Origin of the sequence: Hymenobacter nivis, assembly GCF_006439025.1 — a bacterium.
GTDB lineage: Bacteria > Bacteroidota > Bacteroidia > Cytophagales > Hymenobacteraceae > Hymenobacter > Hymenobacter nivis_A.
The window spans coordinates 781,389-795,631 of record NZ_RCYZ01000001.1 but is presented as its reverse complement, the minus strand read 5'-3'; the positions used below and the strand labels follow the sequence as shown (position 1 = coordinate 795,631).

13 protein-coding genes are annotated in these 14,243 nt (G+C 64.6%); 10 read left to right on the top strand and 3 right to left on the bottom strand.

All coding sequences use genetic code 11. The annotated features are described in order from the left end of the window. The first annotated feature begins 854 nt into the window (after positions 1–854). Positions 855–3,911 (top strand): PAS domain-containing protein, encoded by a 3,057-nt coding sequence (locus EAH73_RS03135; protein ID WP_140465018.1) that lies wholly within the window; start codon positions 855–857, stop codon positions 3,909–3,911. A 109-nt stretch (positions 3,912–4,020) separates the two neighbouring features. Here EAH73_RS03135 and EAH73_RS03130 read toward each other — a convergent pair whose 3' ends face one another. After that, complete coding sequence (locus tag EAH73_RS03130; RefSeq protein WP_140465017.1) at positions 4,021–4,752, bottom strand: LytR/AlgR family response regulator transcription factor; 732 nt, start codon at positions 4,750–4,752, stop codon at positions 4,021–4,023. A 210-nt stretch (positions 4,753–4,962) separates the two neighbouring features. Here EAH73_RS03130 and EAH73_RS03125 point away from each other — a divergent pair, with 210 nt between their 5' ends. From EAH73_RS03125 to EAH73_RS03085, 9 genes are all read left to right on the top strand, one after another. After that, complete coding sequence (locus EAH73_RS03125; RefSeq protein ID WP_140465016.1) at positions 4,963–5,499, top strand: nucleotide exchange factor GrpE; 537 nt, start codon at positions 4,963–4,965, stop codon at positions 5,497–5,499. A 120-nt stretch (positions 5,500–5,619) separates the two neighbouring features. Further along, entirely contained in the window at positions 5,620–6,759 is a 1,140-nt protein-coding gene (gene dnaJ, locus EAH73_RS03120; RefSeq protein WP_140465015.1) for a molecular chaperone DnaJ, read from the top strand. Positions 6,760–6,999: 240 nt separating this feature from the next. Next, the gene (locus tag EAH73_RS03115; RefSeq protein WP_140465014.1) at positions 7,000–7,509 is read left to right on the top strand and encodes an RNA polymerase sigma factor; all 510 of its coding nucleotides are present in this window, start codon (positions 7,000–7,002) and stop codon (positions 7,507–7,509) included. 12 nt (positions 7,510–7,521) lie between these two features. Next, positions 7,522–8,142: a hypothetical protein gene (locus tag EAH73_RS03110; protein ID WP_140465013.1), complete on the top strand. Its 621-nt coding sequence runs from the start codon at positions 7,522–7,524 to the stop codon at positions 8,140–8,142. Positions 8,143–8,204: 62 nt separating this feature from the next. Further along, positions 8,205–9,140 carry an ABC transporter ATP-binding protein gene (locus tag EAH73_RS03105; protein ID WP_140465012.1) on the top strand — a complete coding sequence of 312 codons (936 nt, stop codon included), beginning with the start codon at positions 8,205–8,207 and terminating at the stop codon, positions 9,138–9,140. A gap of 15 nt (positions 9,141–9,155) precedes the next feature. Further along, positions 9,156–10,574: an ABC transporter permease gene (locus EAH73_RS03100; RefSeq protein WP_140465011.1), complete on the top strand. Its 1,419-nt coding sequence runs from the start codon at positions 9,156–9,158 to the stop codon at positions 10,572–10,574. A 304-nt stretch (positions 10,575–10,878) separates the two neighbouring features. Continuing rightward, entirely contained in the window at positions 10,879–11,763 is an 885-nt protein-coding gene (locus tag EAH73_RS03095) for a ChaN family lipoprotein (RefSeq protein WP_240047119.1), read from the top strand. A gap of 15 nt (positions 11,764–11,778) precedes the next feature. Beyond that, a complete protein-coding gene (locus EAH73_RS03090; RefSeq protein ID WP_140465009.1) occupies positions 11,779–12,414 on the top strand; it encodes a hypothetical protein in 636 nt (211 codons plus the stop codon). Then, on the top strand, positions 12,401–13,396 hold the full coding sequence (locus EAH73_RS03085) for an MBL fold metallo-hydrolase (protein WP_161599432.1): 996 nt from the start codon (positions 12,401–12,403) through the stop codon (positions 13,394–13,396). Before EAH73_RS03090 ends, EAH73_RS03085 begins: the two co-directional genes overlap by 14 nt. A gap of 66 nt (positions 13,397–13,462) precedes the next feature. On the opposite strand, the gene EAH73_RS03080 is transcribed toward EAH73_RS03085, so the two are convergent. Together EAH73_RS03080 and EAH73_RS03075 are read right to left on the bottom strand one after the other, a co-directional pair. After that, positions 13,463–13,654: a hypothetical protein gene (locus tag EAH73_RS03080; RefSeq protein WP_140465007.1), complete on the bottom strand. Its 192-nt coding sequence runs from the start codon at positions 13,652–13,654 to the stop codon at positions 13,463–13,465. Positions 13,655–13,708: 54 nt separating this feature from the next. Then, complete coding sequence (locus EAH73_RS03075; RefSeq protein WP_140465006.1) at positions 13,709–14,056, bottom strand: HesB/IscA family protein; 348 nt, start codon at positions 14,054–14,056, stop codon at positions 13,709–13,711. Positions 14,057–14,243 lie beyond the last annotated feature (187 nt).

The window sequence follows — 14,243 nt, the reverse complement described above, 5'->3', positions numbered from 1 at the left end:
TTATTGTTGGGTGAATCCTGCTGATCTTGATGAAAATTAATACCAAATTCATTCAGCACACAATGGGCTTTTTCGGCTCTTTTGGTGAAACATAGCTTTTTGTGCTTATTTCAAGTGAAACCACGGCGTTTCTAGCACAATTGGTAGTAACGTGCCGGATTACAGCTTAAAAAAAGTTTAGACAATCTTCATTTTCGTCGAAATATTCGGGCCTTTGCCCCCCTGAACGGTTCGGGTCGCGCCACCGGTTTGCCAAGCCAAAGCAGCCCCGGAGCTATTGCTTCATGAAGAATGAAATTGGTTTTTTGCTACTTCCAGCTTTACCAAACCAGCGGTCCTTTGCCCCGCAACTGGCCTTTGGTATTGGAAGCCACCGCCCCGGCCAGCAAAAAACTTCCTAATCCATGTAATAACTTGTTTTTGAAATGCTTGCGCGTTGAGTAACCATGGCAGGCAGAAACGGCCCCGCCGCCGAGCGTGTAGCAGGGCCCCTGGTGCCTTGGGCTCACTGCCCGCCGTGGTCGCTAGGCGCATGGGCGGGCGGCCGGTGCTACGCATGGGAGTGCCCAGGTGGGAGCCCGGCCAGCCGAAGTGTTCCTGCGCATAGTTGCCCCTAGGGCCCTGTTTGGGCTGCTGGTTGGTACAGCTGCTGGCTTTAGAATGCGTGATTACGGCCGCCACCAGCGCTATTGTTTGTAGCACAGAATTTAAGGGGACTGGCTTTGCCCTTAGGTTTTTCGTGCTTGGGATTGGGCGAGCGGGCGCAGGGGCTGCTTGGGGGCCGGTGCGCCGGGCCTTAAGCCTTAGATGGCGGCGCGTGCGTACTTTCCGCTACCCAACCAGCCGCCCCGCCCATGCCCGATGCCCCCGTTGTTTCGCCCCTTGCCGCGGCCCAGGCCCGCATACAGGCGCTGGAGGCGGCGCTGCGGGAAGCCCAGGCCGCCAACCAGCAGCTGGCCCTGGCCTCGTGCCTGCCCGACCAAAACCCTAACCCCGTGCTGCGCTACAACGCGGCCGCTGAGCGCATCTACGCCAACCCCGCCGCCGTGCGCCTGCGCCACCAGCTGGGGGCCCCGGTGGCGGCGGTGCTGCGGGCGCAGCTGCGGGCGCTGGCTGCCCAGAGCCTGCGCGACGGCCAGCCCTACCAAACGGAGCTGCGCCACGAGCCCTACGGGCTGCACGTGGCGCTGGTGCCGACGATGGCCGATGGAACCGTGAACGTGTACGTGACCGACGTGACGGCCCGCCACCTGGCCGAGCGCCAAATGCGCGAGCAGCAGGCTTTTTACGAGCGAGTGCTGGACGAGCTGCCCAGCCAGATCGCCGTATTTGGCCCCGACACGCGCTACCGCTACCTCAACGCCCGCAGCGTGCCCGACGAGGCTGATCGCCGGCAATGGATGGGCAAAACCATGCTCGACACGGCCGGCTTCATGGGCCGCCCGCCGGAAGTAGCGGCCCTGCGCCACAACCTGATGATGCAGGCCGTAGCGGAGCGCCGCGCCGTGGAATGGCAGGAGGCTTACCCCAGCGACAGCGACGGCATCCGCCATTTTCTACGCTACTACCAGCCCGTATTTGGTGCAACGGGGGCCCTGGAATTCATCATTGCCCACAATGCCGACATTACTGGCCGGGTGCAGGCCGAGGCGCAATTGCGCGAGCAGCAGGCTTTTACTGCCTTAGTACTCAACACCACGCCCAACGTTATCTACGTCCGCGACCTGAACCAGAACTTCCTGTTTCAGAACGACGCGTGCCGCGTGCTGCGGACCGAAGTGGTGCCCAGCAACGCCCTGGCCCCGGGCAGCACGGCCGCCAGCGAGCGGCGGGCCTACGCCGCCGACGACGCCCGCGTGGTGCACAACCAGCAGGAAATAGTGGCCGAAGACTGCCTGACGCTGCCCTCGGGCGAGGTGCGCTGGTACCACACCGTGAAGCGCCCGTTGCTGCGCCCCGACGGTGCGGTGCACGTGCTGGGCGTGAGCACCGACATTACGGCCCTTAAGCAAGCCCAGAGCACGCTGGAGCGCAGCGAGAAACGCTACCGCGACCTGATGCACTACGCCCAGGCCCTCATCTGCACCTACGACCTGTGCGGCACCCTGCTCTCGGCCAACCCCGTGCTGGCCGCCCTGCTGGGGGCCCCCGCCGAGGCCCTGCCCGGCCAGCCCGTGGCGGCCTACCTGCTGGCCGACGACCGGCCCGCTTTTGCCCGGTACCTGGCCCGCATTGCCGCCTCGGCCACCGGCGAGGCCGAGGGCGTGGTGCGGGTGCAGGGCCCCGGCGGGGAGCGCCACCTGCTGTACCGTAACGTAATGGTGCGCGAGGATGGCCAGGCCCCTTACGTCATATCGCACGCCCACGACATTACCGACCGGGTGCTGGCCGAGCGAGCCACCCAGCGGGCCCGCGAAGAGGCCGAGGCCACGGCCCGCGCCCGCGAAAACTTCCTTTCCAACATGAGCCACGAAATTCGCACGCCCATGAACGGGGTGCTGGGCATGACGGCCCAGTTGGCCAAAACTCCCCTCAATGCCCGCCAGCAGGAACTGGTGCGCGTGGTGCACACCTCCGGCCAGCACCTGCTAGCGGTGCTCAACGACGTGCTCGACATGGCCAAAATCACGGCCGGCCGGCTGGAGCTGGCGGCCACGGGCTTCAACTTCTGCGACTCGGTGGGGCAGGCCTTGCAGCCGCTGGTGGCGCAGGCCCACGAAAAAGGCCTGGCCTTTGAGGGCCTGCCGCTGGGCTCCGACTGCCCCACGCCGTGGGTGGTGGGCGATGCGCACCGGCTTAACCAAATCATGCTCAACCTGGTGAGCAACGCCGTGAAATTCACCGAATGTGGCCGCGTGGTGGTGCGGGCCGAGCAGCTCAGCGAAACGGCCAGCGCCGTGGCCCTGCGCTTCAGCGTGGCCGATACGGGCCCCGGCATCGGGCCCGCCCAGCAGGCCCTCGTGTTCGAGAGCTTTGCCCAGGCCCAGGCCGATACCGCCCGCCGCTACGGCGGCACGGGCCTGGGCCTGAGCATCTCGCGCGCCCTAGTGGAGCAAATGGGCGGCACCCTCGCCCTCACCAGCACGCTGGGGGTGGGCAGCACCTTCGCCTTCACCCTGGTGCTGCCCAAGGCCGAGGTGCCCGCCGAAGTGCCCGCTGGGGGCCCCCCGCCCTACGACACCGGCCGCCTGGCCGGCGCGCGCGTGCTGCTGGTGGAAGACAACGAAATCAGCCGCACCGTGGTGCGGATGCTGCTGGAGCCTTGGGGCGCGCAGCTCGACGAAGTGCCCGACGGGCCCGCCGCCCTGGCCCAGCTGGCCGCCGCCCCGCCCTACGACGTGGTGCTGATGGACATCCAGCTGCCCGGCCTAAGCGGCGTGGACACCACGGCGCGCCTGCGCCAGCTGCCCGACCCGGCCCGGGCCGCTACGCCGGTCATCGCCCTCACGGCCAACGCCTTTCGGGCCGATGGGGAGCGCTACCTCGCCGCGGGCTTCGACGACTACCTGGCCAAACCCTACGACGAGGCCACGCTCTACCACAAAATAGTGGCCCTGCTGCCGCCGTCCGCCCCGGCCTACGACTTGGCCCACCTGCGCCGCCTGGCCCAGGGCCGTACCCCGTTTGTGCTAAAAATTATTCGCTCGTTTTTGGCCAATGCGCCCACGAGCCTGGCGCAGCTGCGTGCCGCCGCCGCCGCCCAAGACTGGCCCCAAGTGGCCCGCGTGGTGCACCACATCAAGCCCAACCTGGTGGCCCTGGGCATCACGCGGCCCGCGGCGGCCGTGGCCCTGCTCACCGCCCCCCGCCCCGCCGAAGGGCCCTCCGCGGCCCACGCCCAGGCCCTGGTTGTCCTGCTGGCGGCCGCCGAGCAAGCCCTGCGCGAGCTGCCCGCCGAACTGCCCGCCTAAGCAGCTATAGAGAACTCACGCCAATCACTGCCGACGGGCTGCCCCGCTGGGGCTACAAGCGCGTAAGTCCTGTTATTAAAGCCATCAGCCATAGCTATGCACGGGGCCCCTACAGGCTGCGCAGGCTGCGGTAAAAGGCCTCTTGGTACGATTTGCCCACCGGCACTTCGTAGGGCCCCAGGTGCAGCAGATGGTCTTCCACCGACTCGATGCGCTGGGTATTGACGATGTAGGAGCGGTGCACGCGCTGGAAGTGCCCAAAGGGCAGCCGCTCGGCCAGCGCCTTGAGCGTGGCGTAGACGATGTACCGCTGCGTGGCCGTTACCAGCACCGAATACGTGGAGAGGGCCTCGATGAACAGCACATCACCGAAGTCGAGGCGCACGAGCTTGTTATTCACCTTCACAAACAGGTGCTGGTCCTGATCGTCGGGGGCCGGCAGCTCGGCCGTAGCGGCGGGCGGCGCGGCGCGGCGGGCGGCGGCGCGCCGCACGGCCTGCTGGAAGCGGGCGGGCTCCACGGGCTTCACTAGGTAGTCGGCCGCGTGCAGGGCAAAGGCTTCCACGGCAAAGTCGCGGTGCGAGGTGACGAGAATAATTTCGGGCTGCGGCGTGGGCAGGATGCGCGCCAGCTCCAGGCCCGAGAGGTGGGGCATTTCGATGTCGAGCAGCAGCAAATCGACGGGCGGGTGGCGGCGCAAAAAGTCCAGGGCCCCCATGGCATCGCCCAGCGACGCCACCAGCACAAGCCCGTCCGTAAGTTCGATTAAGTGCTCCAATGTGAGCCGGTTCATTTCGTTATCGTCGACGACAACGCAGGTGAGGGGCGGGGCGGGGGGCATGGGAAAGGGCCAGGCGGTGAATGAGTGCGCGGCAACGCGGTAGGTCGTTGCCAGCTCAATGTACGGAAATGGGGCCCCGAGGGGCGCGGGCCGGCCGTGCGGGCCGTGCCAAACTGGCAGCCGCACGCCCTTTGGCAAACTCCTTGCGCCAGGCCCCTTGCCGCAAGGCCCAACCCCGTGAAAAACCCATTCCGACGCATATTTCCGACAATGGCTAACGATAACAACCTGCCCCAGGACGACAACCTGACCGCTGACCCCGCCCACGCCGCTGGCGAAATGGCCGACGGCGAAACGCCCGATACCAGCGCCGCCAGTGCCGAGCTGGCCGACCTCAAAGACAAATACTTGCGCCAGGCCGCCGAGTTTGAGAACTACAAGCGCCGCACCACCAAGGAGCGCATCGAGCTGTTCAAAACCGCCAACCAGGAGCTGATGACGGCCCTGCTGCCGGTGCTCGACGACTTCGAGCGGGCCCGCGCCGCCACCCTCACCACCCCCGACGCCGACACCGTGCGCGAGAGCATCGCCATTATCTACAACAAGCTGGGTAAAACTTTGCAGCAGAAGGGCTTGGTGCCGATGGAAGTGAAGGGCGGCGACTTCGACGCTGACCTGCACGAGGCCATTACCCAGATTCCAGCCCCGAGCGACGATTTGCGCGGCAAGATTGTTGACGAGGTAGAAAAAGGCTACTACTTAGGCGATAAGGTGATTCGCCACGCCAAAGTGGTGCTGGGCCAGTAAAAGATAAATTAACCCTATAAGGATGTCCTGCTCGTCCGGGGTCTGCGCAGCTGAAGCACCGCTCCGGTTGCGTAGACCCCAGACGAGCAGGACGTTCGATAGTGAATAGCAATAAAAAAGATGGCAACGAAGGCAGATTATTACGAAGTATTGGGCGTGACCCGCAATGCGGCCGGCGACGAGATTAAGTCGGCGTACCGCAAGATGGCCATCAAGTACCACCCCGACAAAAACCCCGACGATCCCTCGGCTGAGGACAAATTCAAGGAGGCTGCGGAGGCGTACGAAGTGCTGAGCAACGCCGACAAGCGGGCGCGCTACGACCGCTTTGGCCACCAGCAGGGCGGCGGTGGCGGCGGGGCCCCCAATATGGACGATATCTTCTCACAGTTCGGCGACATTTTCGGTGGCGGCGGCGGCGGGTTTGAGGGCTTTTTCGGCGGGCGCCAGGGCGGCGGCAAGCGCGTGCGCAAGGGCTCCAACCTGCGCATCAAGCTCAAGCTCGACCTGGAGGAAGTAGCCAACGGTGTCGAGAAAAAGATTAAGGTGAAGCGCTACGTGGCCTGCCAGCCCTGCGGCGGCAGCGGCGCCAAAAACGGCACCGAGCTGAAAACCTGCGCCACCTGCCAGGGCCAGGGCCAGGTGAAAAAGGTGGTGAACACTATGCTGGGCCAGATGATGAGCAGCAGCACCTGCCCCACCTGCCACGGCGAGGGCAAAACCATCACGGCCACCTGCGACGTGTGCAAGGGCGAAGGCCGCCAGCTGCACGAGGAGGTGATTCCGATCAACATTCCCGCCGGCGTGGCCAACGACATGCAGCTGAGCATGAACGGCAAGGGCAACTTCCCCGAGCGCGGCGGCGTGCCCGGCGACCTTCTCATTCAGATTGAGGAGGAGCCGCACGAGTTCCTGAAGCGCGACGGCAACAACATCATGTTCGAGCAGTACATCTCGTTCGTGGACGCCGCCCTGGGCGCCAACCTGGAGGTGCCCACCATCGAGGGCAAGGTGAAAATTAAGGTGGACCCCGGTACCCAGCCGGGCAAAATCCTGCGCCTGCGCGGCAAGGGCATCAAGGACCTGAACGGCTACGGCCGCGGCGACCAGCTCATCCATCTGAACGTGTGGACGCCGAAAAGCGTGAGCAACGAGGAACGCGACCTGCTCGAAAAGCTGCGCGAGTCGCAAAACTTCGTGCCCCACCCCGGCAAGAACGAGAAGGGCTTCTTCGAAAAAGTGAAAGAATACTTCCAATAAGCGCCGGCCGCTTGTTGAGGAAAGCGCCCCGCTTGGCTTCGGCCGGGTGGGGCGTTTTTTGTGGGGCCATGGTAGGAAGGGCAGGAGCCCCAGGGCCACTTGAGGAGGCCCACAGGGCCCCTGGCGATTACCGGGCAGTCGGTGGAAAGCCGGCCGCCCGGGGCTATCCTAAATTTTTCCTGGGGGCCCTGTAATGCGCGGCGGCGGGCGGCGATTAACTTCCCGAAATTACCGCTCCGCATGACCGCCGTTGCTACCTCGCCCGACTTTGTGGGGGCCCTGAACGAGTACCAGCCGCTGCTGCGGCGGGTGGCCCGCCTCTACTGCCAGGACGCCGACGACCGCCAGGACTTGTTCCAGGAAATGGTGCTGCAGCTCTGGCGGGCCTGGCCGCGCTACGTGCCCCAGCCGGGCGCCAAGCTTAGCACCTGGCTCTACCGCGTGGCCCTAAACGTGGCTGTGAGCAACCTGCGCCACCGCACCCGCCACCCCGCCCCGGGGGCCCTGGGGGCCGACGCGCTGCAAGTGGCCCAGGCCCCCGAAGCCGCCGCCTACGAGCCCGAAGAAACCGCCGCCCTCTACCGCGCCATTGCCCGGCTCTCGGAGGTGGACAAGGCCTTTGTGCTGCTGTACTTGGAAGACCGGACGTACGAGGAAATGGCTGACATATTGGGCATTACCCAAAACAACGTGCGCGTGAAAATGCACCGCGTGCAAGAAAAGCTCCGTCAATTATTGGTTCGCCGCTAAGCCTTATTCACTATGGAACTCGACGATTTGCGCCGGCAGTGGCAGCAGCCTACCGAAACAACTGCCGCACTTGATGCGGCCGCGCTTACTCGGTTGCTGGCCCGGCAGTCGGATGGTATTATCGAAAAGTTGCGGCGCAGCGCCCGGTTGGAGTTGTGGCTGAATGGCGGGGTGATAGTGGGGGCCCTGGCGCTGGCGGTGCTGGCCCGGCCGTTGTGGCTGCAGGTATGCGGCGGGCTGCTGGTGGCCATTGGGGCGGTGTGCATCGGCTACCTGCTGCGCAAGCTGCGCCTGCTGCACCGCTTGGACGACCCCGCCGGCGACCTGTGGGCGCACTTGGCGCGGCTGGCCAGCGGGCTGCGGTCCCTCATCCAGTTCTACTATTGGTTCACGCTGGCCATGCTGCCGGTGGCGGGGCTGCTGAACGTGCTGATGGTGCTTACCACCGCGCGGCACCCCATCGGCCTGGCTACCGTGCCCGGCGTGCTCACTGTAGTGGGCCTGGTGCTGCTGCTGCCGGCGCTGCTGTACCTGCCTGTGGGCAGCGTAACCAAAAAGTACCTGCAACACCTCTACGGCCAGCACCTCGACCGCCTCGAAGCCAATCTGCGCGAGCTGGGCCCCGGGGCCTGACATTGGGGCCCCGGCCATTCATGCGTATTCTTGCAAATTCCTATTCTTTCCTTCTTTCTGCCATGACGCCAATCCTTGAAGCGCTGGACGTGCGCAAAACCTACGCTGCCCACACCGCCCTCGACGGGGTGAGCCTCGCCATTCCCGAGCAAAGCATTTTCGGCCTGCTGGGGCCCAACGGGGCGGGCAAAACGTCGCTCATCCGCATCATTACCCAGATTACGGGGGCCGACGGCGGCGAAATCCGTTTCCGCGGGCAGCGCCTGGGGCCCGAGCACATCGGCCGCATCGGCTACCTGCCCGAGGAGCGCGGCCTCTACAAAAAGATGAAGGTGGGCGAGCAGCTGCTGTACCTGGCCCAGCTGCGCGGCCTGACGCGCGCCGACGCCAAGGCCCGCATCAAGCAGTGGCTCATGCGCCTGGACCTGGTGCCCTGGGCCGAGAAAAACGTGGAAGACCTCAGCAAGGGCATGCAGCAAAAGGTGCAGTTCATCGCCACGGTGCTGCACCAGCCCGAGCTGATCATCCTTGACGAGCCGTTTTCGGGCTTCGACCCGATCAACGCGAACCTGATCAAGGACGAGATTCTGGCGCTGCGCGAGCAGGGGGCCACCATCATTTTCTCGACGCACCGCATGGAATCGGTGGAAGAGCTGTGCGACAGCATCGCCCTGATTAACAAGTCGCATAAGGTGCTCGACGGGCCGGTGTCGGCCATCAAAAACCAGTTCAAAACCAACACCTACGAGGTGGAGGGCAAGGGCCGGCCCATTCTCTCGCACCCCGATTTTGAGGTGGTGGAACAGAAAGCGCGCGAGAACGACCACTTCTACGCCCGGGTGCGGCTGCACGCCGGCACCACGCCCAATGAGCTGCTGCGCTTCCTCATCGGGCAGGTGGAGGTGCACGCCTTCCGCGAGCGAATCCCGAGCATCAACGAGATTTTCATTCAGCGCGTAGGCGAAACCATGCCCGAAACCGCCACTTACGCCAACTAATACCCTCCCGCCGTCATGGATAAAATCTGGCTCATCATTCAGCGCGAATACCTCACGCGGGTGCGCAAAAAGAGTTTTCTGGTCATTTCCCTCCTCGCCCCGGTGCTGCTGGCAGCCTCGTCGCTGGCCATCGGCAAGCTGAGCACCGGCGGGGGCCCCGACATCGTGGCCGTGTACGACGAGAGCCAGCTGCACCTGCTCGCGCAGCTCGTGAGCAACGACGACGTGCAGTTTGTGCCCGCCCTGGGCACGTCGCTGGCCGCCGCACAGGAATCGTTTAAGAAGTCCAAAACCAAGGAAGACGCCCTGCTTTACGTGCCCGCCGCCACCAGCATCGACAGCACCCGCGGCATCCAGCTGCTGGGCAACGGCAACGTGCCGCTCAAGCGCCAGCGCGACGTGCGCGGCGCCGTGAGCAAAGCCCTGGGGGCCCTAAAAATGGAGCGCTCCGGCCTGAAGCAGTCCACCATCGACGCCCTGCAAGCGCGCATCGAGCTGACTACCATTGACCTGACGCAGCAAGGCGGCCGCCGCAACGACGTGGGCGTGACCACCAGCATGGCCTACGCGCTGTCCATTTTGGTGTACTTCTTCATCTTCATCTACGGTGTGCAGGTGATGCGCGGCGTGAGCGAGGAAAAGTCGAACCGCATTATGGAGGTCATGATTTCGTCGGTGAAGCCGTTCCAACTCATGATGGGTAAAATCCTGGGCATTGCGGGCGTGGTGCTCACGCAGTTTGGGCTGTGGCTGGCACTCTCATGGGGCCTTACCACGGTGCTCGTGCCGCTGCTGCTGAAGGACAAAGCCCCCGTGGTGGCCGCCGCCAGCCGCCCTGGGGCCCCCGCCGCTTCGGCCGCCACTGCTCCCGACGCCGCCGCTGCTCCAGCCGCCATTGACGCGCGCCCCAGCAGCGCCGCCGCGGTTGCTGATGCCGACGGGCTGCCCGCTGGCGCGCCGCGCGCTGGGGCCCCGTTCAGCATCTGGCAGATGCTGGACGGGCTACCGATTGGCAGCATCATCGGTGGGTTCCTATTCTTTTTTCTGGGCGGCTACCTGCTGTATTCGGCCATGTTCGCGGCCATCGGCTCGGCCGTGGACGACCAGACCGATGCCCAGCAGTTCATGTTCCCGGTCACCATTCCGCTTATCCTCAGCTACATCGTGAGCATCAATGTCATTATCAACGGCGACCCCAACGGGCCCCTGGCGTTCTGGCTCTCGATGATTCCTTTCACCTCGCCCATCGCCATGGTGATGCGCCTGCCCTTTGGCGTGCCGCTGTGGCAGGTGCTGCTCTCGGGGGCCCTGCTCATCGTCGGCTTCGTGGCCGTGACGTGGGTGGCCGCCCGCATCTACCGCGTGGGCATCCTCATGTACGGCAAAAAAGTAACCTATAAGGAGCTGGGCAAGTGGATGTTCTACAAAGGATAGGATAGGGCCCCAAGGCTAATATTAAAAGCCGTCATGCTGAGCGAAGCCGAAGCATCTCTACCGTTTAAGTAATTCAATCAACTGGGTTTACTTGAGCAGTAGAGATGCTTCGGCTTCGCTCAGCATGACGGCTTTAGGGCTAGCCATAGCCGGAACGCTGAATGAACTGGACGTCCTTGGTAAGAGCCCATCACTCGCCCTAACAAGTAGTTCTTCCGATTTTCGCAACCCACGTCGGGCCGACGCTGTTCGTAGCCGCAAGGGGACCCCGGCCCCATTCCTTCCGCGAAACATCCCCCAAACCTTGCGAAACCTTGCGCTAAAAATCGTGTGCCTGCTGGCCCTGTGCAGCTTCACGCTGGGCGACCGGCCCGCCTACCGCCTCTTTGCCGCCGACGGCAAGCCCGCCGACTACGACCAGATGCTCACCGACCTGGCTCAGGCCGACGTGGTGCTCTTCGGCGAGCAGCACAACGACCCCCTGGCGCACTGGCTGGAGCTCCAGGTAGCCAAGGACTTGCAGCGCCTCAAGGGGCCCGGCAAGTTGGTACTGGGAATGGAAATGTTTGAGCGCGACGTGCAGCCGCTGGTGGCCCGCTACGCCGCCGGCACCCTGCCCGACTCGGCCTTCGAGCGCCAGGCGCGCCCCTGGCCCAACTACGACACCGACTACCGCCCGCTGCTGCAATTCGCACAGGCCCGTGGCATTGCAGTGGTGGGCACCAATGCCCCGCGGCCCTTTGCCCAGCAGGTGGCCCGCGGCAGCCTCACCGCCCTCGATAAGCTGCCCGCCGCTGATAGGGCCCTGCTGGCCCCGCTGCCGCTGAAAGTGGATTATGAGCTGCCCGGCTACAAAAACATGGCCGCCATGTTCGGCGGCGGTGCGGGCAGCCCCCACGGCGGCGGGGCCCAAACCATCATCCAAGCCCAGGCCCTGAAAGACGCAACGATGGCCTACTTCATCCGCAGCAGCCGCCAGCCCGGCCAAACCCTGCTGCACCTCAACGGCAGCTACCACTCCGACCACCACGACGGCATCGTGGCCTACCTCCGCCAAGGGGGCCCCGCGCTGAAAATACGCACCATCAGCGTGGCCACTCAGGCACAGCTCGACCGCCTGGCCAAGGAAAACGTGGACCTGGCCGACTACGTGGTGGTGGTGCCCGAGGACATGAACAAGACGTACTAAGTGCTTGCTTTGCGCATGATTTCGACGACCAACTACGCGGCCCTGCCCGCCGCCCCCGCCCTCCGGCGCCTGTGCCAGGCCCTGGCTGCGCTCGACGCCATCAACTCGCCTGACTGGGAATACCGCTACTATTCCTACAACCCGCACTGGGGCGAAAACGAGGAGCTGCTCGAAATGACCGACGGCGAAGGCGACCAAATGCTGGTCTTGTTCCGCCCCGAGGGCTGCGTAATCAACGGCTTCTTGCACGAGTACGACCAGCCCGCCAAGGCTCAGGTAACCACTGGCCTGCCCGCCGTTTTTGCCGACTTCATGGCCGGCGAGCCGGTGGCCTCCATCGGCACCACGTTTTGCCTTTGGTACACGCCTGCCGGCGGCTGGCAGACCGGTACTGTGGAGAATGACGACGACGGCTCGGAAGACCTGCTCGCCATTTTCGACAGCCAGCCCGCTACCTACGCCGAGTGGGCCACCGAGTATTACCTCGACGAAACCGACCGCCGCCCCATCGCGCCCGCCGCCGTAGCCCCTGTGTACCAGCACGAAACCCTGACCCGCCAACGGGTGCTGGCCATTAATGAGGAGCTGGAAGACTGGACGATGCTCGCTGCCGACTTGCAGGAAATCGGGTATCCGCATGATTTCAGTTAGGGCCCTGGCTGGGGTAATGGGCCGCCTCGGGTGCGCCTGCGCGGGCCTGCTACTGGGGCTTCTGCCGCTGGGGGCCCTGGCGCAGGGCCCCCAGCGCCCGGCCTTCGACGTGGTGCCGCTGGGCGTGCGCGGCGGCCTGGACGAAGGCAACCTATCGGCCTACCTGGTGGCGCCGGCCGGCAGTTCGGCCTACGTGTGCCTCGATGCGGGCAGCCTGCGCACCGGCCTCGAGAAGGCTGTGGCCAACCAGGTGTTTGCCGTGGACGCCGACGCCGTGCTCAAGACGTACATCAAGGCCTACCTCATCTCGCACGCCCACCTCGACCACGTGGCCGGCCTGCTGCTGAACGCACCCGACGACGCCCCCAAAACGATTTACGGCCTGCCCAGCTGCCTGGCCACGTTGCAAAACGACTACTTCAACTGGCGCGCCTGGCCCAACTTCGGCCCCGCCGGGGCCCCACCGGCCCTGGGCAAGTACCGCCTCCAGGCCCTGCTGCCGGGCCCCGAAGTGGTTCTGCCCGAAACCGCGCTGCGCTTGCGCACCTTCCCCCTGAGCCACGCCCGGCCCTACGAAAGCGCCGCCTTGCTGCTGCGCAGCCACGACGATTACCTGCTGTACCTGGGCGACACCGGGGCCGACGAACTGGAGCAGGGCCACCAGCTGCAAGCGCTGTGGCAAGCCGTGGGGCCCCTGGTGCGGGCTGGCCAGCTCCGGGCCCTGTTCATCGAAACCTCCTACGCCAACGAGCAGCCCGAGAAGCTGCTGTTCGGCCACCTCACGCCCGCCCGGCTGATGCAGGAGCTAGCCGCGCTGGCCCAGGTGGCGGGCCCCGGGGCCCTGCGCGCGGTGCCCATCGTCATCACCCACCGCAAGCCGCCGGCCGCTAACGAGGCTGCCATTGCCCGGCAGCTGGCGGCGGCCAACGCGCTGGGCTTGCGGCTGCTATACCCGGTGCAAGGCCAGCGGTTACAGTTCTGAACCGTTGGAAAATGGACACAAAAAAGCCCGGCTCGTCCGGGCTTTTTTTATTGGTTCGGGCCGCCGCTACTCGTTGCCAGCAGCGCCGGGCTTGGCCTTGGCGAGGGCGGCGCTGAGGCCGTTTTGTAGCTGAGCGCTAGGGGCCCCGGCAGCATCAAGCGAAATACTGTACTGCTTTTGCAGTTGCTCCCAGTCTTCGATGGACAGGAAAACGCCGGTTATTTTTCCCTTGTCGTCCGACAAATATTTTACGTCCATAACAATTTGGAAAAAATTAGCAAAAGCACGGTTAATCAGCCAAAAGCAGCGGTTTTAGGCTGAGAACGACGAGCCGCAGCCGCAGGTGCTTTTTGCCTGGGGGTTGTTGAAAACGAAGCCGCGGGCATTGAGGCCATCCTGAAAATCGACCTCCATGCCGAGCACGTACATGGCGTGTTTCTTGTCCATGATGAGCTTGAGGCCGTCGAGGTCGTAGGTTTCGTCCTGCTCCTTGGCCTGGTCGAAGCCCAGCAAGTAGCTCATGCCCGAGCAGCCACCGCCCTGCACGCCGATGCGCAGGCCGTAGTTATCAGGCACGTTTTTCTCCATGATGATATTTTTAACCTCGACCACGGCGCGGTCGGTGAGGCTGATGGGGGCGAGGGTGGCGACGCTGGCCATAGGAAAGTCGAGGTTAGGTTAATTAGAACAATAACAAATATACACCGGCCCGGGCTGGGGCCCCGCGGCAAGGTAAACAGCGCGGGGCGGGCGGCGGTTCACGGCGTAGTTTTGCCGGCGGCCGGGCTCCAGCGCGGCCCGCCGGCCGGCCCCGCGTGGGGCCCCTGCCGGCGCCCGGCCCACTTTC

Excerpts from the sequence above, each read along its gene's own strand:
- EAH73_RS03135 (WP_140465018.1), top strand. The coding sequence starts at position 855 with ATGCCCGATGCCCCCGTTGTTTCGCCCCTTGCCGCGGCCCAGGCCCGC.
- EAH73_RS03130 (WP_140465017.1), bottom strand. The coding sequence starts at position 4,752 with ATGCCCCCCGCCCCGCCCCTCACCTGCGTTGTCGTCGACGATAACGAA.
- EAH73_RS03125 (WP_140465016.1), top strand. The coding sequence starts at position 4,963 with ATGGCTAACGATAACAACCTGCCCCAGGACGACAACCTGACCGCTGAC.
- dnaJ (WP_140465015.1), top strand. The coding sequence starts at position 5,620 with ATGGCAACGAAGGCAGATTATTACGAAGTATTGGGCGTGACCCGCAAT.
- EAH73_RS03115 (WP_140465014.1), top strand. The coding sequence starts at position 7,000 with ATGACCGCCGTTGCTACCTCGCCCGACTTTGTGGGGGCCCTGAACGAG.
- EAH73_RS03110 (WP_140465013.1), top strand. The coding sequence starts at position 7,522 with ATGGAACTCGACGATTTGCGCCGGCAGTGGCAGCAGCCTACCGAAACA.
- EAH73_RS03105 (WP_140465012.1), top strand. The coding sequence starts at position 8,205 with ATGACGCCAATCCTTGAAGCGCTGGACGTGCGCAAAACCTACGCTGCC.
- EAH73_RS03100 (WP_140465011.1), top strand. The coding sequence starts at position 9,156 with ATGGATAAAATCTGGCTCATCATTCAGCGCGAATACCTCACGCGGGTG.
- EAH73_RS03090 (WP_140465009.1), top strand. The coding sequence starts at position 11,779 with ATGATTTCGACGACCAACTACGCGGCCCTGCCCGCCGCCCCCGCCCTC.
- EAH73_RS03085 (WP_161599432.1), top strand. The coding sequence starts at position 12,401 with ATGATTTCAGTTAGGGCCCTGGCTGGGGTAATGGGCCGCCTCGGGTGC.
- EAH73_RS03080 (WP_140465007.1), bottom strand. The coding sequence starts at position 13,654 with ATGGACGTAAAATATTTGTCGGACGACAAGGGAAAAATAACCGGCGTT.
- EAH73_RS03075 (WP_140465006.1), bottom strand. The coding sequence starts at position 14,056 with ATGGCCAGCGTCGCCACCCTCGCCCCCATCAGCCTCACCGACCGCGCC.